Genomic DNA, 18,882 nt, shown 5'->3' with positions numbered 1-18,882 from the left:
ACGGATCTGTTGACCCGGCCGGGATCGGACAGTCATGATCATCGTCGGAAGCCGACGAAAGGTTATCACACGTGCGATCCCGCTTATGTCTCCGATCCGGTGGAACGGCCGCGCTGGCAGCCGTCCTGACCGCCGCCGCCCTCGTCGTCCCCTCGCCCGCCTCCGCCGCCGCCCTCGTCGTCCCCTCGCCCGCCTCCGCCGCCGCCCAGCTCATCGCGAACGGCGCCTTCACCACCTCCACCAGCCCGTGGGCGGCCCACGGGCAGTCCGCGATCTCGGTGGAGACCGAGCGCCTGCGGGTGGAGGTCAAGGCGGTCGTCGCCAACCCCTGGGACGCGATGGTCGCCACGCCCACGACCGCCGCCCTGAACCCCGGCAAGAGCTACACCCTCTCCTTCGACGCCTCCTCCACGACCGCCTTCACGGCCCGTGCCACGGTCCAGTACACGGCCACCCCGAGCAGCAACCAGTCGCTGTCCACCGACGTGGCCCTGACCACGGGGAGCAGGCGCCACAGCATCCCGTTCGTGGCCGCGCCCGGCTCCGCCACGGCCGCCGAGGTCACGTTCCAGCTCGGCGGGTCCGGCGGCAGGCCGGTCGTCCGCCTCGACAACGTCTCGCTCATGGAGACGCAGACCACCCGGCCCACCGCCCTGTACGTGTCCTCGCTGTCCAACCCCGCCAAGTGGGCCGGCCAGCACCTGGGGACCCCCGAGGGCCAGGCCGTCATGAACGCCATCGGCAGCAAGCCGATCTTCGAGTGGTTCGGCGACTGGTTCGGCGACCTCACGCTGGCCGTGGACACGTACGTGGGGGCGGCGCAGGCGCAGGACCGGCTGCCGATGCTGGTGGCGTACAACATCCCGAACCGGGACGCGTGCGGGGGCCACTCGGGCGGGGGCGCGGGCGACGCCGCCGCCTACCACGCGTGGATCACCGAGTTCGCCAAGGCGATCGGCACCCGCCACGCCGTCGTCGTGCTGGAGCCCGACGCGGTCGCCGCCGCGGGCTGCGTGACGCGGTTCGGCCTGGACGCCGCGGACCAGTACCGGATGCTGCTGGACGCCACGCAGGTGCTGCGGGCCCAGGCGCCGAACGCCTGGGTGTACCTGGACGCGGGCCACGCCGCCTGGCTCTCCCCCGACGCGGCCGCGCCCGCGCTGGTCGCGTCGGGCGTCGGCAACACCCGCGGCTTCTCGCTGAACGTCTCCAACTACGTCACCACCGCCGACAACGAGGCGTACGCGGCGGCCGTCAACACGCGCCTGGCGGGGACGGTGGGCGCGAAGAAGTACGTGATCGACACCAGCAGGAACGGCAACGGCCCGTACGTGGACGGCACGCCGGACGACAACTGGTGCAACCCGCCGGGGCGCAAGCTCGGGGCCACGCCCCGGCAGCAGTCGAGCGGTGCCGAGTACCTGTTCTGGGTGAAGGTGCCGGGCGACTCCGACGGGCCGTGCGGGATCGGCGGCACGACCCCGGCCGGCACCTTCAGCCCCGATCTCGCCCTGGCCCTGATCAACGGCACCCCTTGACCTTCACGGGCCTCGTGTTCCCCCTGGTCAAGGGCACCATCTGAGCTCACACCGACCCGCCGCCGGGCCGGCGGCGCATCCGCCCGCCGGCCCGGCGCCGCTCGCGGCGGCGCGGATCGTTCCAGCCCTGCCGGGACCGTTCCCGTCGCCGCCGGCCCGTCACGCTCGGTGACGCCGCCACGTTGCGTGGACCGTTCCGCACAAAACGTGAGCATTTCTCGGGTTGTCGATCGTTTTGACACAGACTTGTCACGATCGCGGTAACGGAAGGTTGCCTGCCACTCATGCTCTGTTATGGTCCCGTCTTGTCTCAAATTGGGATGACCTTTCACTACATAGGAGGATCATGAGGAGCACGAAGAGGGCTGCCATCCTGACCGCGGCCGTGGTCACCGCCACCGCGCCGCTGCTGGCCGTCGCCGCCCCGGCGCTGGCCGAGCAGCCCGCCAAGACCACCCAGGCCGTTCAGACCCTGCCGCTGGAGTGGCTCTCTCTTGACGCGCTCACCGGTAACCAGTTGGTGCAGCGAGTCAAGGACCTGCTCGGCAAGGGCTACGTCCCCACGGCGCTGAACGTGACCAACGCGGCCAACCCGCAGTACACGTCCCTGTGGGTCAAGGACGCCACCAGCAAGGTGAACGTCCTGCAGGGGCTGACGGCCACGACCCTGCCCCAGCGCATCCAGGAGCAGGTGAAGGCCGGCTTCCAGCCGAAGCTGATCAGCGGCACCGGCATCGGCTCCAACGCCGTCTTCGCCGCGGTCTTCGAGAAGACCACGGAACTGGCGAAGTCCCAGCTCGCCATGTCCAAGGAGACCTTCGCCAAGGTCAACACGGAGCTGTCCGCCGCCGGCTACAGCATCTCCTCCCTGGACGTGTACGGCACGGTCGAGAGCCCCCTGTACGCGGCCGTCTGGGTGGCCGGCGGCACCACGGGGGCCCTCCAGGTGACCCTCGGCCAGACCGTCGAGCAGCGCGGCCAGGAACTCCTGGCGAAGGCGAAGCAGGGCCTGCGCCCGGTGCTCATGGCGGTCGAGCCCGGCAAGCTCTACACCACCGTGTGGAGCAAGGGCAGCACCACCGGGCTGAAGGAGTACCTGAGCCTGTCCAAGCTGACCTACACGGTCAAGTCGGTCGAGCTCAAGAGCCTCGGTTACACGCCGCAGATCCTGAGCGCCGAGGACGGCGTCATCGCGTCCGTCTGGAGCAAGAGCTAGCCGCCTGGGATAGATCCGCGGGCATACCGTACGTCCGCTCCCCGGTGACGTGGTGACTCCGCCGTCAGGCCGCCGCCCCGCCTCCTGCCCCCGCGCGGGCGGGGTCAAGCCGAAGGGACAGGGGTGGTCCACGTCGCCGGGGAGCGTTCCCCGCGCCTGCCGCCACGACGATGCCGGGGCCGGATCAGCGGGTTTCGCGCGAGCGCCGGTGGTCGTGGCGGGCGCGGTAGGCGCGTTGCTGGCAGGCGTGTGAGCAGTATCTGCGGGGCCGGCCGCGCGCGGGCTGGGCCACCGGCGCGGCGCAGCACGGGCACGTGGACGCCACGGCCTCCTCTTTTTCGTCACGCACCTCTGGCGGACTTTCGTCACCCCGGTCGGCCCCGGACCCGCTGCCGGGCCAGGCGCCCTCCGCCGAGATGCCGTCGGGCGCGGGCCCTCCGCGCGACGCGCGAGCTGCGTCCAGCGCGAGAGCTGCGTCCGTTGCGAGAGCCGTGTCCGTCGCGCGCGTGGCGTCCGGCGTGCGGGGCGACGCCGCCACCGCGCGTACGCCGCGCATCGCGATGTCGGCGGCCCGCGCTGCCATCGCCTCCATCCGCTCCCCCGTCGGCTCTCCCCGCGCGACGGCGACCAGGCCGACCGCGTGGATGGCGCCCACCACCGCGCCGACCATCCCCGCCGCCGTCATCCGGTCGAGCCGGTCGGGGTACGCCTCGTACAGCGCGTCGGCCAGCCGCAGCAGCGACTCCTGCATGTGCCGCAGCCGTCGCGCCTGCAGCTCGGGCACGGTCATGACGAGCTGGACGCGCAGCGGGTCGACGCCCGCCGTGATGTCGGGGCCGAGGTCACGGGACAGGACCCGGCCGAAGCCCTCCCGCACGACCCGGGCGAGCAGCTCGGCCGGGCCTTCGTCTGGACCGCGCTCGGCGAACCTCCGGAACACGGCCTCCATCCCCTCCCGGTCGCCCGCGAAGAGGATGTCCTCCTTGTCGGCGAAGTAGTTGAAGAGCGTCGCGGTGGAGACCTCGGCCGCCGCGGCGATCTCGGCGACCGTGGTCCGCGCGTACCCCTTCTCCGCGAACAGCCGCGCGGCGGCCTCGACCAGCGCGCGCCGTGTGCGCTCCTTCTTGCGCTCGCGCAGGCTCGGCGCCCTCTCCTCTGCTCCGCTCTCCACGAGCGCAGCGTACAGCGGCCAATGTTAGAACGCAACGAAAGTTTCATCGTTTGCAATTATTCGTCAAGTGCTGTTTCGTGGGGAAGGTCCGTACGCACGCAAGGGAAGGTCGAGAGATGGCATCGACGTTGTCCGCGGGGACACCCGCCCCGATCACCATGCCCACGGAACGGAGCGCGGGCTGCCCCTTCGACCCACCGCCCGAGCTGGGGCCGCTGCGCGAACGGCGGCCCGTCCAGCCGCTCGCCTACCCCGGCGGCCACACGGGCTGGCTGGTCACCAACCACGCCCTGATCCGCACGGTGCTCTCCGACCCCCGATTCAGCTCCCGGATGGAGTTCCGCCGCCCGGCGGTCCACCGGCCCGCGATCGAGGAGCTGATCGCCTCGGACCGCGTCCCGGCCGGGATGTTCATCGGCATGGACGCTCCCGAGCACACGCGCTACCGCCGCCTGCTCACCGGCGAGTTCACCGTGCGCAGGATGCGGCAGCTCGAACCGTGGATCGAGCGCGTCACCGAAGAGCACCTCGACGCGATGGAGCAGGCCGGGCCGCCGGTGGACCTGGTGGAGGCGTTCGCGCTGCCGATCCCGTCGCTGGTGATCTGCGAGCTGCTCGGCGTCCCGTACGCCGACCGCGAGCGCTTCCAGCACGACACCCGCGTGGCGATGACGATGGAGAGCACCCCGGAGGAGTTCGAGGCCGCCCGGCGCTCGCTCGGCGGCTATCTGCGCGAGCTGGTCCTCCGCAAGCGCGCGGAACCGGCCGACGACCTGCTCAGCGGCCTCGTCACCGGCGGCGAGCTGAACGACGAGGAGCTGACCGGCATCGCGATGATGCTGCTGGTCGCCGGGCACGAGACCACCGCCAACATGATCAGTCTGGGCGTCCTCACCCTGCTGGCGCACCCCGGCCAGTTGGCGGCGGTCAGGGACGACCCGTCACTGACCGAGAACGCCGTCGAGGAGCTGCTGCGTTACCTGTCGATCATCCAGTTCGGCACGCAGCGGGGTGCGCTGGAGGACGTCGAGCTGGGCGGGGTGACGATCAGGGCGGGCGACGTCGTCACGGTCTCGATCCCCGCGGGCAACCGGGACCCGGAGCGCTTCGACGCCCCCGACACCCTCGACGTGACGCGGAGCGCCGCCGGGCATCTCTCGTTCGGGCACGGGGTGCACCAGTGCCTGGGCCAGCAACTGGCCCGCATCGAGCTGCGGTGCGCGTACCCGGCGCTGTTCCGCCGGTTCCCCAACCTGCGTACGGCGGTGCCGATCGAGGAGGTGCCGCTGCGTGCCGACATGAACATCTACGGCGTGCACCGGCTCCCCGTCACCTGGTGACACCCCGCCCCGCGGCGGCCACCGGAACGTTCCGCCGGTCCGGAGCGCGCGCTCACTGCGCCAGCTCGATGTAGTCCAGGTTCGGGTTGCCGCCCGCGGTGGTCGAGGTGATCCGCACCGTGTTCGCGCCCGCGGTGAGGGTGACGGGCACGGTGGCGGTGGCCCAGGTCGTCCAGGCGCCCGTGCCGCCGAAGGAGGGGGTGGCGACGGTCGCGCCGTTGACGGTGACCGTCGCCGGGCGTCCGGTCGTGGTGCCGTTGGCGTAGCGGATCCGGAGGGTGGCGGGTCCCGCGGCGCCGCTGACCGTCCACTCCACGTACGGGCCCGCGGCGTTGTCGCCGTTGACGAACCCCGCCCCGGAGAAGCCCGCGTGGTTGGACTCCACCGCGCCCTGGGAGATGGTCGCGTTCTCCGCCTCGTACCGGGTGACGCCGCCGCCGCTGCCCGGCACGGCCTTGTAGGACCTGAGGTTCGTGAGCAGCAGGTGGCAGTTCTGCAGCGAGCCCGACGTGTCGCCCAGCGAACGGTAGATGCCCCACTTGGGCCGCACCCGGTCGCCGAGGAACGTGTCCACGCCCGTCCTGGTCGCGTCCACCACCGTGGCGCCGCCGTTCGAGAGCACCCATCTGACCCCGCCGGACGAGCCGTCCCCGATCCTGATCTCGTAGTCGACGTCGATCCACCTGTCGTGCAGCGGCTCCAGGTCGGTCCGCCCGACCAGGATGTCCGGCTCGAAGATCTTGTGCTCGATGGTCTGCCTGCCGTCCACCCGGCGCAGCGAGGTGACCGTGATCGGCGACGTCCCCGTGCCGGGCATCTTGGTCTGGAAGATGTGGGTGAACGTCGTGGTGGCCTTGAGCGTGCTCGGGATGTACATCGAGTACGTGACCCGCCACAGCTCACCGCTCCTCCACTGCAGGTAACCGCTGCCGGAGGTGCGGTTGCCTGTCACCTCGTTCCGCTGCCGGTCGGTGCTGGTGTCCCGGTCGGCCGTGTGCATGGTGAAGCGGTAGTTGTTCCCCTCGGGGAAGATGTGCGGCGCACCGGCCGGGTGGGAGCCGGCGCGGTCGTCCTCGATGGTCTCCCACGCGCCCATGCCGTTGACGGCGGCCGCGGGCGACCACAGCAACTGCCAGGTCATCCCGGAGGGCAGCAGGGTGGGGGCGGCCCACGCGGGCCGCGCGGGCAGCAGCGGCGTGACGGCGGTGGCTCCCAGGAGGGCGCCGAACCGGCGGCGGGACAGGGGCTCTCTCATGTCGTCACATCCAGACGGTCGAGGTGGGGTGGGGGTGGCCGGCGACCGCCGCGTACTCGGGGCCGCCGGCGGTCAGGGAGCGGTCACTGGATGGCGGAGCGCCTGATGGTGTCCGCGGAGCCGTTGCCGTTGTTGTCGGAGTTGGTGGAGCCGAACCAGATGGCGGCGGCGCCCGGGACCTTCTCCACCGCGCGGAGCCTGCCGTACGTGCCGTTGAAGTAGGCGTTCACGGTCGAGACGTTCTCGCCGTTGAGCACGACCCGCCACAGGCGCTGGCCGCGCAGCGCGCCCACGAACACGGTGTCGTTGACGATGGCGATGCCGCTCGGCGACGCCTCCGCGGTGCTCCAGGTGTGCTTGGGGTTGGTCATCCCGGAGACGCCGCACGACCCCTCGCACGTGGGCCAGCCGTAGTTGCGGCCGGGGAGGATGAGGTTCAGCTCGTCGCGCGAGGAGTTGCCCAGCTCCGACGACCACAGGCGACCGGCGGAGTCCCAGGCCAGGCCCTGCGGGTTGCGGTGGCCGTAGCTGTAGACCCGGGTGCCGAACGGGTTGCCGGGCGCCGCCGCGCCGCTCTTGGTGACGCGCAGGATCTTGCCGTTGAGCGAGTCGAGGTCGGGGGCGTTGCTCGTCTGCTGGGCGTCGCCGGTGGCGACGTACAGGTGGCCGTCGGGGCCGAACCTGATGCGTCCGCCGTTGTGGTAGCGGTTCTTGTCGATGCCCTGCAGGATCGAGGCGTAGCCGCTGAGCGCCGTGCCGTTGAAGTTCATCTTGGCGACGCGGTTGCCCTCGGAGGCGGTGTGCATGAAGAACACCTCCTGGTCGGTCGTGCCGTTCCAGGTGGGTGAGAAGTCGAGGCCCATGAGGCCGCCCTCTCCGTCGGTGGTCTGCACGTTGGGCACCGTCCCGACCTGGGTCTTCGTGCCCGACGTGGTCACCTTGAACACCCGGAACGTGTCACGCTCGGTCACCAGCGCGTACGTCCCGTCGGGGGCCCAGGAGACGTCCCACGGGATGTCGAAGCCGCCCGCGACGCTGGTCGGCGGCTGCGGAACGGTGCCGCAGCTCCCGGTGGTGAACGACGCGGAGGGCGGGCCCGGGTTCGAGAGCTGGCCGGCGCCGTCCCGCGCCACCACGTGCACCTGGTACGTACGCGCGCACTCCAGCGGCACGACGGCCGTCGTCGCCGGGGGCGTGCCGGTGACCGTGGCGAGCACGGCGTCGGTGGCGTGGTCGCGCACGAGGTAGGCGCGCACCCCGTTGTCGTCGCTCGACGCGCCCCAGGTCACCGAGGCGGAGGTGGCCTGCACGGCGCTCACGGTGGGCTGTCCCGGCGCGGTCGGCGGATCGTCGGCGGGCGCGGGCAGCGTACGGCAGCCGGCCTCGGGGCTGCTCAGCGACACGTTCCCGGAGGCGTCGCGGGCGAACACCGACAACTGGTAGGCGAAGTCGGGGGTGAGGCCGGTCAGCCGGTACGGGGGCGCGGTCGCGGTCGCGATCTGCTGGCCCTGGTGGAAGATGTCGTAGCCGACCACGCCGATGTCGTCGGTGGACGGCGGCCAGTCCAGGGTCAGGGCGTCGTGCGCGATCGCCGAGCAGGCGGGCTGCCCGGGAGCGGTGGGCTTCACGGTGTCGCCGGGGCCGCTGACGCGCAGCCGGTCGAGGTTCGGGCCGCCGCCCGCGGTGGTCGAGGTGGCCCTGACGGTGTTCGCGCCCGCGTTGAGCGCCGCGTTGACGGTGACCTCCTGCCAGGTGGTCCACGCGCCGGTGGCGGGGAAGCTCACCGTGGCGGGCGTGCCGTTGACGGCGACGGCCATCGGCCGGTCGGACGTCGTGCCGTTGGCGAACCGGAAGGTCAGGCCCTGCGTGCCGGCGGCGGCCGCGCTGACGGAGAACTCGACGTACGAGCCGACCAGGTTGTCGTAGTTGACGAAGCCCGAGCCGGTGAACCCGGCGTGGTTGGACTCCACGACGCCCTGCGAGATCGTCGCGTTCTCGGCCTGGTAGTCGGTGAAGCCCGCCGACTGGACCTCGACGTCGAGGTAGTCGAAGTTGGGGTTGCCGCCCGCGCCCGCCGCCGTGGCTTTGATCCTGTTGGGCCCCGCGGTGAGGGGCGCGGTCAGCGTGACCGTGGTCCAGCCGGTCCACACGCCGGTCGAGGGGAACGAACGGGCGGCGGCGACCGTGGTGCCGTTGACGGAGATGTCGCTGGGCCGGTCGGAGGTGGTGCCGTTGGCGTAGCGGAAGGCCAGCGTGCCGGTGCCCGCGCTGGGCGCGTCGACCGTCCATTCGAGGGAGGAGCCTGCGACGTTGTCGCCGTTGACGAAGCCGGTGCCGGAGAAGCCTGTGTGGTTGGACTCGACGACGCCTTGGGAGATCGTCGCGTTCTCGGCTTCGTACCGGGTGGGCGCCGCGGCCGAGGGGAGTGCCGTCGTGCCCAGGACGAGCAGGCAGGCGGCGATGCGGGCCCCGAACTTACTGAAGATCATCGGGCGCTCCTGGCTGAGAGTGATGCCACGAGTAAGGAAGTGGAGCTCCCCCAAACGTTTGCCACAAACGGCGAGGGCCGTCAACCACTGGAACGATCCATAATTTAGGAACCTTTCCTAACTTATTCACTGTCGATTCATCGGATGAAAGGGCCCGGCGAAGGGGTGATGCAGCCGATTGTGGGCCGGAAGGGCGTCCGAAGATCGGAGCCATGGCTCGCCCTGTCGAGTCGGCGCGCGCCGTCCAGGCTCGTCAGGCCGGGAGCGGGGCACGGCGAGGCGGGTCCGGCCGGTCGCCGTGGCGGGCGCCCCAGGTGTCGTCGCCGCGCACTTTCCGCAACCGATTGCAGCCTGTTCTGGCGGCTCGGCGGCCGGGGTCCGGCGGCTCAGGCGCCGCCCGTCTTCAGCGCGACGACGTTCGACGGGGCTGCGTGGCGGATGGCGCGCACCCGGTAGGTCGCGCGCCGCTCCTCGGGCAGCGTGATCAGGCCGAAGGCGTTGACGTCGGGGTCGAGCAGGGCCACCACCCGGAAGCCGGGCTGGTTCGCGGGCCGGTTCTCCAGGAGGAAGCCCTCCTCGTCGCCCGTCCGGTCGGTCCACGTGAAGGCCACGCCGTCGGCCTGGGTGACGGTGGCCCTCAGGTCGGAGGGCGCCGCCGTGCCCGTGGGGAGCCTGCCGGGCGGGCTGCCCGGGATCGTACGCGGCTGCGACCAGCCGGGCTCCGCCGCCCCGTACGGGCCGCCGCCGAGCACCACGTCGACCGGCTTCGACGCCGGGCCGTAGTAGGGCCGCAGCCGGTAGTGGAAGGTGGTCTGCGGGATGAGGTCGGGGTGGGTGTAGGCCGTCTCCCCGGGCGGGAGAAAGGCCAGGGTCGTGTACGGGCCCTCGGGGGCGGTGGCGAACTCCAGCGCGTACCCCGCGACGGCCCGCTCCCCAGCACCCGCGCCGGTCCCGGCTCCGAGGCCGCTCTCGGCTCCAAGGCCGGTCCCGGCTCCGGGGGCGGTTTCGGCTCCGGGGGCGGTCCCGGCTCCGGGGGCGGTTTCGCTCCAGCGCAGTTCGACGTCGGTCGGCGAGACGAGCATGCCGGACAGTCGCGCGGTCGCCACCCCCGGCCCCGCCCCACCGGCCGACGCCGGGCGACCCGGCGTCGCGTCGGGGGGCGGGGCTGCGCACGCCGCGACCGTCAGCGCGAGCAGCGCCGCCGCCAGAGCCCGCACAGGCCCTACTTCCGCCAGAACTGGACGTTGCTCCACTGCACCGTGGCGGGCCCCTGGCCGCTGTCGGTCCGGTAGGCGCCGAACTTGTCGTAGAAGCTCCCGCTCTCGCTCGACACGGTGTGCCGCAACGACCCGTTGATGTAGGTGCGATGGCTGCTGCCCACCACGTGCACGGTGTTGACCCGTACCGTGGTGCCGACGGTCGCGCCGGTCGCGATCGTGGTGCCGCCGTGCACCGCGTACAGCCGGCCGCCGCGCTCGACGGCGAGCATGAAGAACGGGCCGGTCGTCTTGAACGTCTGCTTCAGGCTGATGCGGGTGCCCTCCAGGCCGGTGATCCTGAAGTGGCCCTCGAACTGGCGGGTGCCGCCTGAGTAGGTGGCGTAGCGCCGCTCGGCCCGCTGGTCGCCGCTGCCGGTGGAGCAGGTCAGGCGGAACGTCAGGTCGCCGACGTCGCCGCAGCCGCGCTCCTGCACGGTGAAGGTCGGGGAGTACGCCGTCCACGGGCCGGACTCGACGGGGTCGGCCGCGGCGGGCAGAGCGGGTGACAGCAGCCCGATCGCCGCCGCGCCCGCGAGGAGTGATCGCATCTGCGTCCTCCGGATTAGGAAACCTTCCTATCGCGACTCATGGGACCACTCTCCTGACGAAGCGTCAAGAGACGCGGTGAAGACCGCATCGCAGGCGGCCACGCGGGCTCGGGGCCCAGGACGGGCAGGTTGACCGGCCCGGTCAGATTTGGGTCTTGCCCGCCGACAGAGGCCCGATCTACGCTCCGGATGCTCGTTAGTAAGGTTTCCTAATGAACGGGTAGAGGAGCTCACCCCCATGCATCGATCCCTGCGGCTCGTCGTCGTGGCCGCGATCGCCGCCCTCTCCTTGCAGGCGACCCCGGTCTCGGCCGCGACCACGTACGAGGCCGAGAGCGCCACCGTCTCCCAGGGCGCGGTCGAGTCCAACCACGCCGGATTCAGCGGCACCGGCTTCGTCAACTACGACAACACGACCGGCTCGTACGTGCAGTTCGCCGTCACCGCCGCCACGAGCGGCCCCGCCACCCTCACCCTCCGGTACGCCAACGGCACCACCGTCAACCGCCCGATGGCCATCGCCGTGAACGGCGCCACGAGCACCATCGACTTCCCCGGCACCGGCGTCTGGACGAACTGGCAGGAGGCCACGGTCACCACCACGCTCAACGCGGGCGCCAACACCGTTCGCGCCACGGCCACCACCGCCAACGGCGGCCCCAACCTCGACCGCGTCGTGGTCGGCACGCCCTCCGCCGGAGGAACGCCCGTCCAGGCCAACGGTCAGCTCAGGGTCTGCGGCACCAAGCTCTGCAACCAGAACGGCAAGCAGATCCAACTGCGCGGCATGAGCTCGCACGGCCTGCAGTGGTACCACCAGTGCCTCAACACCGCCTCGCTCGACGCCCTGGCCAACGACTGGAAGGCCGACGTCCTGCGCATCTCGATGTACATCCAGGAGGGCGGGTACGAGACCAACCCGCGCCTGTACACCGACCGCGTGCACAACCTCATCGAGCAGGCCACCGCCCGCGGCATGTACGCCATCGTCGACTGGCACATGCTCAGCCCCGGTGACCCCAACCACAACCTGGACCGGGCCAAGACGTTCTTCACCGAGATCGCCCAGCGGCACAACGGCAAGAACAACCTGCTCTACGAGATCGCCAACGAGCCCAACGGCGTCTCCTGGTCCACCGTCAGGAACTACGCCCACCAGCTCATCCCCGTGATCAGGCAGCACGACCCCGACACGCCCATCCTGGTCGGCACCCGCGCCTGGTCGTCACTCGGCGTCTCCGACGGCGCCAACGAGACCGAGATCATCAACAACCCGGTCAACGCCACCAACATCATGTACACCTTCCACTTCTACGCGGCCTCCCACGGCGCCGACTACCTCGACACCCTGTCCAGGGCCGCGGACCGGCTGCCCATCTTCGTGACGGAGTTCGGCACCCAGACGTCCTCGGGCGACGGCGGGAACAACTTCACCCGCTCGCAGCAGTACCTCGACCTGATGGCGCAGAAGAAGATCAGTTGGGTGAACTGGAACCTCTCCGACGACTTCCGCTCCGGCGCCGTCTTCACCGAGGGCACCTGCCCCAGCGGCCCCTTCGCGGGCACCTCGCGGCTCAAGCCGGCCGGTGTGTGGATCCGCGACCGCATCCGCACCGCCGACGACTTCTGACGCCGCCGCCTCTCGTGGCCGCCCGCCGTCCGGCACTCCGGCGGCGGGCGCGCCCGTCGGCGGCGACCCGAGGCAGAGGGCGGGAGCTATCGCGCGCTGGGCGACATGTGGACCGTCGTGGGCTTGCCCGGGGTGCGGCCGGCGGGCGGGTATTCGCAGTCGAGCTGGCTGACGTCGACGTCGCGGCTGCTGTTGAAGCCCTCGCCCTCGCGGGCCGTGTAGACGAACGTGCAGGCTCGGCCGTGGCTGTCGGTGACCGTGGTGACGTAGATCTCGTCGTCCTGCGCACACCCGGCGAGCACGAGCACACCAAGTGCGGCGACGAGCACTCCAACCCCGCGCATACCGAAAAGGCTAGCCCACCGAACCGAACGGAGGGTGACGCCGAGGTGGCCGAAACGGCGACCGGCGCCGATCCCCTGGGCGGGGACCGGCGCCGGTCGGCGGAAGCGGAGAACCGTCAGCCGAAGTCGGAGATGCGGAACACGGCCAGCATGTCCGACGCCCGCGAGTTGGAGGTCGAGAACGACGCCTCCGCGCCGACCCAGCCGCGGAAGGCCCCGTCGTCGTCGAGGATCTGCATGAGCGGCTTGACGTGGGAGTTGCCGTTGTAGCAGAACTGGTCGCGCTCCATCGCCAGGCAGGTGCACCAGTGCCACAGCGTGTCGCGGCGGTCGGCGTTGGCGAGCTTGATCAGGTAGTACTGGATCGAGGTGATGTTGGCGGAGGTCCCGCCGCCGTACGTGGGGCAGCCGCTTTCCTTCTTGCACGCGTTGTTCGAGGACGGCTGCAGGTAGGTCAGGCACGACGTGGTGGTGCTGCAGGTGCGGAAGGAGCTGAGGCCGAACGTCTGGTCCATGGAGTTGGAGATCTTGCCGCCCGCCCAGCTCGTCAGGTCCTGCTTGAGCGTGCCGGGGTGCGCCTTCACCGAGCTCATCGCGCGCCGCGTGGAGAGCGCGGTGTTGCTGCCGTAGCCGTAGCCGTGGGTGGCCAGGGTGCTGTGCGTGAGGTCGAGGCGGGCCAGCTTCCCGTCGGGAGAAGCCTGCACGGTCCACTGCTCCGTCCACGTCTGGGCGATCTCCCACCGGATGCTCACCACGTTCCCCGACAGCGTGAACGTCCCGGTGCGCTTCTCGTCGGGAGCGCCCATGAAGCCTCCGGCGGTGAGCACCTCGCACGCGCGGGCCCGCGTTCCCGAACCCCCGGCGGTGGTGGTGCAGCTCGCGTCGGGGGTGGCGCCGGTGCGCTGCCTGGCCTCGGGGTTGCGCTGCCACCACAGGTAGAAGGAGGCGGTCACCGTGCCGTCGGTGCCGAAGTGGTAGCTGCCCAGCCGCAGCCAGTTCTGCTGGGAGGTGGCTTTGAGATGCCCCTGCGAGACGACGTAGGAGGTCTTGCCGCCCGGCAGGGACGCGGCGGCGGCCTGCGGGGACGGCACGACGAAGACGGCGAGGAGGAGGGACAGGACTGCCGCTGCTACACGCATAGAGAGACTCCGGGAGAGGCTTTACGGGCTTGGCCGAATCTTCCACGGGTCACCGTAGCGGCCCGTTCGGGGATTCGCCCCCGAAATCGATTGCCCGGCAGGACACAAAGGGATCAAGTCGGAGTCCCAATCCAGGGCGAGCGCGGCGACGGGCGCGCGGGGGGCGGCCCGGCCCGGTGAGCGGACCGCCGGAGCGCACGACCGGCATGTAGAGAACGAGCCGACGGCTCCGACCTCCCTGTGAAAGCGGCGCCGTCAGGGCGCCCGCGCACGCGGGAGGCAACGAGATGAGCAAGGTCGTCTGTGACATGGCGATGTCCGTGGACGGTTTCGTGGCTGGGCAGTACCAGAGCCTCGACCAGCCGTTCGGCGAGGGTGTGGGCGATCGCCTGACCCAGTGGATGTTCGAGGAGCCCGAGCGGCACGCCGCCGTGATCGAGGGCATCACCGCCGCCGGGGCGTTCGTCATGGGCCGCAACATGTTCAGCCCCGGGCGCGGTGACTGGGACCTGGACTGGAGCGGCTGGTGGGGCGACGAGCCGCCTTACCACGCGCCGGTCTTCGTCCTCACCCACCATCCGCGCGAGCCGTTGACGATGCTGGGCGGCACCACGTTCACCTTCGTGACCGGCGGGATCGAGGCGGCGCTGGCCCAGGCGCGCGAGGCCGCGGGCGGCCGGGACGTGGCCATCGCCGGTGGCGCCGCGACGGTGAACCAGTACCTGGCGGCCGGGCACATCGACGAGCTGCGCCTGCACGTCGCGCCCGTGATCCTGGGCAGGGGCGAACGGCTGTTCGCCGGCGCCGGAGACCTCACCCTCGAGCCCATCGGCGCGCCCTCGGGCACCGGCCTGGTCACCCATCTGACGTACCGGGTGGTCAGGGACGTGGGCTGAACGTCTGGCCGCACACCAGATCATGGCCACCTCTTGGGGTTTCGGCCCTGCCGGGCGATCCGCCGCCGGGAAGAGATGGGAGGAGGGGGTAGGCGATGTCTGATGTGATCGTCGTGGGTGTCGACGGGTCGGAGCCCGGCTTCCACGCCGTGGAGTGGGCGGCCGACGACGCCTTCCGGATGGGGGTGCCGCTGCGCTGCGTCTGCGTGGTGGAGACCTGGCCGTACCAGGTCCCGCAGGTCGGCGCGGTCGAGTGGGAGGAGTACCTGGCCAAGCACGCGCGGAAGGTGCTGGCCGAGGCCGAGCAGCTCGTCCGCCGGCGGCGTCCGTCCGTCGAGGTGAGCACCGAGCTGATGACGGGGACCCCGGCCGCCTCCCTCCGCGAGCGGGCTGAGGACGCGACCGAGCTGGTGGTCGGCGGCAGAGGGCGGGGCGGCTTCGCCGGGGCGGTGCTGGGCTCCGTCAGCATGAACGTCGCGGGCCAGATCCCGGCCCCGGTGGTCGTCGTCAGGGCGGGCGGCGCGCCGGTGCGCGGCGAGATCGCCGTCGGCTTCGACGCCTCCTCCGCCCCGTGCGAACCGGTCCTGGCGTACGCCTTCCGGCAGGCCGCGCTGCGTGAGAGCACGTTGCGGGCCGTGTACGCGTGGCCGCTGCCGTTCGCGCTGGCCACCTCGTTCGACCTGGACTTCGTGGCGTTGCGTGAGCACAACCAGCACCTCGCGACGGTGCAGCTCGCCCCGTGGCGCGAGCGCCACCCGGAGGTCAGGGTGATCACGGACGTGCGGTGCGCGCATCCGGTCGAGACCCTTGCCGCCGCCAGTGACCAGGCCGACCTGCTGGTCGTGGGCTCGCACGGCCGGAGCGCGCTCAAGGCGATCGTCCTGGGCTCGGTGAGCCGGGGCGTCCTGCACCACGCGCGCGGCAACGTCGCGGTGGTGCGCACGGCCGACACGACGGAGTAGGCACGGCCCGTCGTCCTGCCAACAGGCGTTGGCCAACGACTGTTGACATTTCGGTGGGAGCGGCGAATCCTGGGTCGTGAGCGTTCGGCCGAAGGGAAGGCGACATGAGCGAGGTAATCGTCGTGGGGGCGGGGCCGACCGGGCTGCTGCTCGCGGGAGATCTGGCGGAGTCAGGTGTCGGGGTCACGATTCTGGAGCGCCGTGACGGCCGGATCTCCAATCTGTCGCGGGCGTTCGGGGTGCACGCCCGCACGCTGGAGCAACTGGACGCCCGCGGACTGGCCGACCAGCTCGTGGCCATGGGCGCCCCGCTCGGCAGGCTGCGGGTGTTCGGCCGGGTGAGCGTCGATCTGGGCCTGCTGCCCAGCCGGTTCCCGTACCTGCTCGTCACTCCGCAGTACAACGTGGAGCACCTGCTGCTGGAGCGGGCGCTGAAGGCGGGGGCGGCGATCGAGTACGGCGCCGAGGTGCTGGAGCTGAGCCAGGACGCCATCGGCGTCACCGTCACCACCGCGAACGGCGTCCACCGCGCCGGACACGCCGTGGGCGCCGACGGCTTCCACAGCACGGTGCGCCGCGCCCTCGGCCAGCCCTTCCCCGGCAGGTCGGTGCTGAAGTCCATCATGCTCGCCGACGTGCGGCTGACCGAGCCGCCCCCCGAGTTGCTGACCGTCAACGGCGTCGGGGACGCCTTCGCCTTCATCGCGCCCTTCGGCGACGGCTACCACCGGGTCTTCGCCTGGGACCGCCGTCATGTCGTGCCCGACGACGCGCCCCTCGACCTGGACGAGATCCGCGAGGTCACCAGGCGAGCCCTGGGCTCCGACTTCGGCATGCGCGACGCCCGCTGGCTGGCGCGCTTCCACAGCGACGAGCGGCAGGTGCCGGACTACCGCGTGGGCCGCGTCTTCCTGGCCGGGGACGCCGCCCACGTGCACTCCCCCGCCGGCGGGCAGGGCATGAACACCGGCTTGCAGGACGCGGCCAACCTGAGCTGGAAGCTCGCCTCGGTGCTGCGGGGCGCGCCGGACGCGCTGCTCGACACGTACCAGAGCGAGCGGCACCCGGTCGGCCGCTCGGTGCTGCGCAGCAGCGGCGCCCTCATCAGGGCCGCCATGATCGAGTCGGCCGCCGGCCGGGCGATCCGCGGCTTCGCCGCGCGCCGGGCGCTGTCCATCCCCAAGGTCCGCGCCAGGATGATCGCCCAGCTCAGCGGCGTCGGCTACGCCTACCCGGCGCCCGGCGGCGCGCACGAGCTGGTCGGCACCCGCGCGGCCGACGTTCCGCTCGGCGGTGGCGGCCGCCTGTACGAGGCGCTGCGTGACCGGCGGTTCGTCCTCGTCGGGGAGGCCGACGTCACCGGCTGGCAGGACCGGGTCCACGTGTCGGCCCCCGCCACGCCGGGCGGCCCTACGATCCTGGTCCGCCCCGACGGGTACGTGGGCTGGGCGGGCACGGACACCACCGGGCTGCGCCACGCCCTGGCCGAGCTGGCGGGGACGCCGACCACGGCGTGATCCCCCGCCCGGGAGCCCGTGGGGAACGGAGCGGGGGTGCTCGTCCGGCGGTCAGCGCAGGGAGAGCAGGGCGGGGATGCTCGCGACGCTCGGCAGCAGGTGGGTGTGCCGGACGGCCCCGAGAGTGGCGGCGTCCTGGCCGCCCGTGAGGACCCCGGCCACGATGCGCGCCCCCGCGTTGGTGCCCGCCCGCAGGTCGCGCACGGTGTCGCCGGCGGTGAGCACGCGGCCCACGTCGTGAACGCCGGTCGCCTCCATCGCCCGGAAGATCAGGTAGGGCGCGGGCCGCCCGGACGTGACGTCGTCCGCGCAGACCACCGCGTCCAGAAACCCGTGGTCCCAGCCGACGGCCGCCAGCAGCGCCGTGGTGACCTCGCGATCGAACCCGGTGGTGAGCGCCACCTTGACGCCCTCCGCGCGCAGGGTGGCGATCGCCTCGGCGACGCCGGGCAGGGGCGCGGGCGGCCGGGCGGCGTACGCGGCGGCGAGCCGGGCGCGGAAGCCGGCGTAAGCGGTCTCAATGGCGTCGTGACCGGGCGGGCCGCCCGCCGAGGTCAGCATCGCGGTGATGGCCTCGCGCTTGTCGGCACCCATCCAGCGCCCGACGTCGGCGGGGGTGGGAGTGCCGCCAGCGGCGCGTACGGACTCCTCCAGCGCTTGGTAGACGGCGCCGCGCTCGTCAACGGTGGTGCCGGCGATGTCGAGGGCCGCCAGTTCGATCACGGTGTCTCTCCTTGCGGGGCTCGGGCGGGGGGCAGGTCGTCGGGGCCGGTGCGCAGCAGCGCGGGGCGGGCCTGCTGGGAGTTGTCGATGGTGAACGAGACCAGGTCGGGCCGGTAGCGGTCGTCGGAGAACTCCACCGGCTCCCCGCCCGCGGAGGAGGTCTGACGGCGCTCGCGGAGCAGCGGCGCGCCGCGGGCGACGCCCAGCAGCCCGGCGTCGGTCGCGTCGGCGCCGATCGCGTCGATCACGTGGCGGGCCCGGCTCAGGTCGACCCCGCACCGGCTCAGGTAGGCGAAGACCGACCCGGAGTCGCAGTCGTGGTCGAACAGCAGCCGGCCGACCGGCCAGACGAACGTGGTGCGCTCGACCATGGCGGGGACCTCGTCGATGAGCCGCAGCCGCAGCATCTGCACGACGGGCTCGCCCTCCTCCAGCCCGAGGGCGTCGCACACCTCGGGGGTCGCCGGGCGGCGGGCGATCTCCAGCGTGCGCTGCCCCGGCGTGCGGTCCATCAGCTCCACCCAGCGCGAGAAGGACAGGAACGTCTCGAACGGCTGGGGCATGCTCTGGCTGCGCACGACGGGCGGTTTGCCGCGCCCGCCGCCGATGAGCCCCTCGGCGCGCAGCGTGGCCAGCGCCTGGCGGATCGGGCCCCGCGAGGCGCCCCACTGCTCGCACAGGTGCGACTCCGAGGGGATGGCCGCACCCACGGGCAGCTCGCCCGAGCTGATGCGGCGGCGCAGGTCCGACGCGACGCGTTCGTGGAGGGGTGCGTCCATGGCACTTGACCATACAGGAATGCCGACATTCCACGGAACGCCCGTCTTTCCAGCTACTTGGGGGAATGACGCCTGG

At 71.8% G+C, this 18,882-nt stretch carries 16 protein-coding genes; 7 read left to right on the top strand and 9 right to left on the bottom strand.

Annotation, left to right across the window (positions count from 1 at the left end):
• Positions 1-71: 71 nt before the first annotated feature.
• The gene (locus ACZ6S0_RS32525; protein WP_465923125.1) at positions 72-1,538 is read left to right on the top strand and encodes a glycoside hydrolase family 6 protein; all 1,467 of its coding nucleotides are present in this window, start codon (positions 72-74) and stop codon (positions 1,536-1,538) included.
• 346 nt (positions 1,539-1,884) lie between these two features.
• Positions 1,885-2,754, top strand: coding sequence for a hypothetical protein (locus ACZ6S0_RS32520; protein ID WP_465923124.1), 870 nt, complete (start codon positions 1,885-1,887; stop codon positions 2,752-2,754).
• A gap of 184 nt (positions 2,755-2,938) precedes the next feature.
• On the opposite strand, the gene ACZ6S0_RS32515 is transcribed toward ACZ6S0_RS32520, so the two are convergent.
• A complete protein-coding gene (locus tag ACZ6S0_RS32515) occupies positions 2,939-3,925 on the bottom strand; it encodes a TetR/AcrR family transcriptional regulator (protein WP_465923123.1) in 987 nt (328 codons plus the stop codon).
• Positions 3,926-4,041: 116 nt separating this feature from the next.
• On the opposite strand from ACZ6S0_RS32515, the gene ACZ6S0_RS32510 reads away from it, so the two are divergent.
• A complete protein-coding gene (locus ACZ6S0_RS32510; RefSeq protein ID WP_465923122.1) occupies positions 4,042-5,265 on the top strand; it encodes a cytochrome P450 in 1,224 nt (407 codons plus the stop codon).
• A 52-nt stretch (positions 5,266-5,317) separates the two neighbouring features.
• Here ACZ6S0_RS32510 and ACZ6S0_RS32505 read toward each other — a convergent pair whose 3' ends face one another.
• The 4 genes from ACZ6S0_RS32505 to ACZ6S0_RS32490 form a co-directional block, all read right to left on the bottom strand.
• Entirely contained in the window at positions 5,318-6,520 is a 1,203-nt protein-coding gene (locus tag ACZ6S0_RS32505; RefSeq protein ID WP_465923121.1) for a CBM35 domain-containing protein, read from the bottom strand.
• Positions 6,521-6,603: 83 nt separating this feature from the next.
• Positions 6,604-9,009, bottom strand: coding sequence for a PQQ-dependent sugar dehydrogenase (locus ACZ6S0_RS32500; protein WP_465923120.1), 2,406 nt, complete (start codon positions 9,007-9,009; stop codon positions 6,604-6,606).
• Between the two features lie 386 nt (positions 9,010-9,395).
• The gene (locus tag ACZ6S0_RS32495) at positions 9,396-10,226 is read right to left on the bottom strand and encodes a hypothetical protein (protein ID WP_465923119.1); all 831 of its coding nucleotides are present in this window, start codon (positions 10,224-10,226) and stop codon (positions 9,396-9,398) included.
• A 5-nt stretch (positions 10,227-10,231) separates the two neighbouring features.
• On the bottom strand, positions 10,232-10,816 hold the full coding sequence (locus tag ACZ6S0_RS32490) for a hypothetical protein (RefSeq protein ID WP_465923118.1): 585 nt from the start codon (positions 10,814-10,816) through the stop codon (positions 10,232-10,234).
• Positions 10,817-11,054: 238 nt separating this feature from the next.
• On the opposite strand from ACZ6S0_RS32490, the gene ACZ6S0_RS32485 reads away from it, so the two are divergent.
• Complete coding sequence (locus ACZ6S0_RS32485) at positions 11,055-12,446, top strand: cellulase family glycosylhydrolase (protein ID WP_465923117.1); 1,392 nt, start codon at positions 11,055-11,057, stop codon at positions 12,444-12,446.
• An 86-nt stretch (positions 12,447-12,532) separates the two neighbouring features.
• Here ACZ6S0_RS32485 and ACZ6S0_RS32480 read toward each other — a convergent pair whose 3' ends face one another.
• Together ACZ6S0_RS32480 and ACZ6S0_RS32475 are read right to left on the bottom strand one after the other, a co-directional pair.
• A complete protein-coding gene (locus ACZ6S0_RS32480; protein WP_465923116.1) occupies positions 12,533-12,790 on the bottom strand; it encodes a hypothetical protein in 258 nt (85 codons plus the stop codon).
• A 116-nt stretch (positions 12,791-12,906) separates the two neighbouring features.
• Complete coding sequence (locus ACZ6S0_RS32475) at positions 12,907-13,929, bottom strand: hypothetical protein (protein ID WP_465923115.1); 1,023 nt, start codon at positions 13,927-13,929, stop codon at positions 12,907-12,909.
• A gap of 287 nt (positions 13,930-14,216) precedes the next feature.
• On the opposite strand from ACZ6S0_RS32475, the gene ACZ6S0_RS32470 reads away from it, so the two are divergent.
• The 3 genes from ACZ6S0_RS32470 to ACZ6S0_RS32460 all read left to right on the top strand — a co-directional run bounded on the left by ACZ6S0_RS32470 (position 14,217) and on the right by ACZ6S0_RS32460 (position 17,304).
• On the top strand, positions 14,217-14,825 hold the full coding sequence (locus tag ACZ6S0_RS32470; RefSeq protein WP_465923114.1) for a dihydrofolate reductase family protein: 609 nt from the start codon (positions 14,217-14,219) through the stop codon (positions 14,823-14,825).
• Positions 14,826-14,920: 95 nt separating this feature from the next.
• On the top strand, positions 14,921-15,787 hold the full coding sequence (locus ACZ6S0_RS32465; RefSeq protein ID WP_465923113.1) for a universal stress protein: 867 nt from the start codon (positions 14,921-14,923) through the stop codon (positions 15,785-15,787).
• 104 nt (positions 15,788-15,891) lie between these two features.
• Complete coding sequence (locus ACZ6S0_RS32460) at positions 15,892-17,304, top strand: FAD-dependent monooxygenase (protein ID WP_465923112.1); 1,413 nt, start codon at positions 15,892-15,894, stop codon at positions 17,302-17,304.
• A gap of 51 nt (positions 17,305-17,355) precedes the next feature.
• Here ACZ6S0_RS32460 and ACZ6S0_RS32455 read toward each other — a convergent pair whose 3' ends face one another.
• Together ACZ6S0_RS32455 and ACZ6S0_RS32450 are read right to left on the bottom strand one after the other, a co-directional pair.
• A complete protein-coding gene (locus ACZ6S0_RS32455; RefSeq protein ID WP_465923111.1) occupies positions 17,356-18,027 on the bottom strand; it encodes a phosphonatase-like hydrolase in 672 nt (223 codons plus the stop codon).
• Positions 18,024-18,806: a GntR family transcriptional regulator gene (locus tag ACZ6S0_RS32450; RefSeq protein ID WP_465923110.1), complete on the bottom strand. Its 783-nt coding sequence runs from the start codon at positions 18,804-18,806 to the stop codon at positions 18,024-18,026. The genes ACZ6S0_RS32455 and ACZ6S0_RS32450 overlap by 4 nt, the downstream gene beginning before the upstream one ends.
• Between the last annotated feature and the right edge of the window lie 76 nt (positions 18,807-18,882).

This window comes from Nonomuraea sp. NPDC051298, assembly GCF_055586305.1.
This window is presented reverse-complemented; position numbering and strand designations above follow the sequence as displayed.

Excerpts from the sequence above, each read along its gene's own strand:
- ACZ6S0_RS32500 (WP_465923120.1), bottom strand. The coding sequence starts at position 9,009 with ATGATCTTCAGTAAGTTCGGGGCCCGCATCGCCGCCTGCCTGCTCGTC.
- ACZ6S0_RS32520 (WP_465923124.1), top strand. The coding sequence starts at position 1,885 with ATGAGGAGCACGAAGAGGGCTGCCATCCTGACCGCGGCCGTGGTCACC.
- ACZ6S0_RS32460 (WP_465923112.1), top strand. The coding sequence starts at position 15,892 with ATGAGCGAGGTAATCGTCGTGGGGGCGGGGCCGACCGGGCTGCTGCTC.
- ACZ6S0_RS32450 (WP_465923110.1), bottom strand. The coding sequence starts at position 18,806 with ATGGACGCACCCCTCCACGAACGCGTCGCGTCGGACCTGCGCCGCCGC.
- ACZ6S0_RS32465 (WP_465923113.1), top strand. The coding sequence starts at position 14,921 with ATGTCTGATGTGATCGTCGTGGGTGTCGACGGGTCGGAGCCCGGCTTC.
- ACZ6S0_RS32485 (WP_465923117.1), top strand. The coding sequence starts at position 11,055 with ATGCATCGATCCCTGCGGCTCGTCGTCGTGGCCGCGATCGCCGCCCTC.
- ACZ6S0_RS32480 (WP_465923116.1), bottom strand. The coding sequence starts at position 12,790 with ATGCGCGGGGTTGGAGTGCTCGTCGCCGCACTTGGTGTGCTCGTGCTC.
- ACZ6S0_RS32475 (WP_465923115.1), bottom strand. The coding sequence starts at position 13,929 with ATGCGTGTAGCAGCGGCAGTCCTGTCCCTCCTCCTCGCCGTCTTCGTC.
- ACZ6S0_RS32505 (WP_465923121.1), bottom strand. The coding sequence starts at position 6,520 with ATGAGAGAGCCCCTGTCCCGCCGCCGGTTCGGCGCCCTCCTGGGAGCC.
- ACZ6S0_RS32490 (WP_465923118.1), bottom strand. The coding sequence starts at position 10,816 with ATGCGATCACTCCTCGCGGGCGCGGCGGCGATCGGGCTGCTGTCACCC.
- ACZ6S0_RS32510 (WP_465923122.1), top strand. The coding sequence starts at position 4,042 with ATGGCATCGACGTTGTCCGCGGGGACACCCGCCCCGATCACCATGCCC.
- ACZ6S0_RS32470 (WP_465923114.1), top strand. The coding sequence starts at position 14,217 with ATGAGCAAGGTCGTCTGTGACATGGCGATGTCCGTGGACGGTTTCGTG.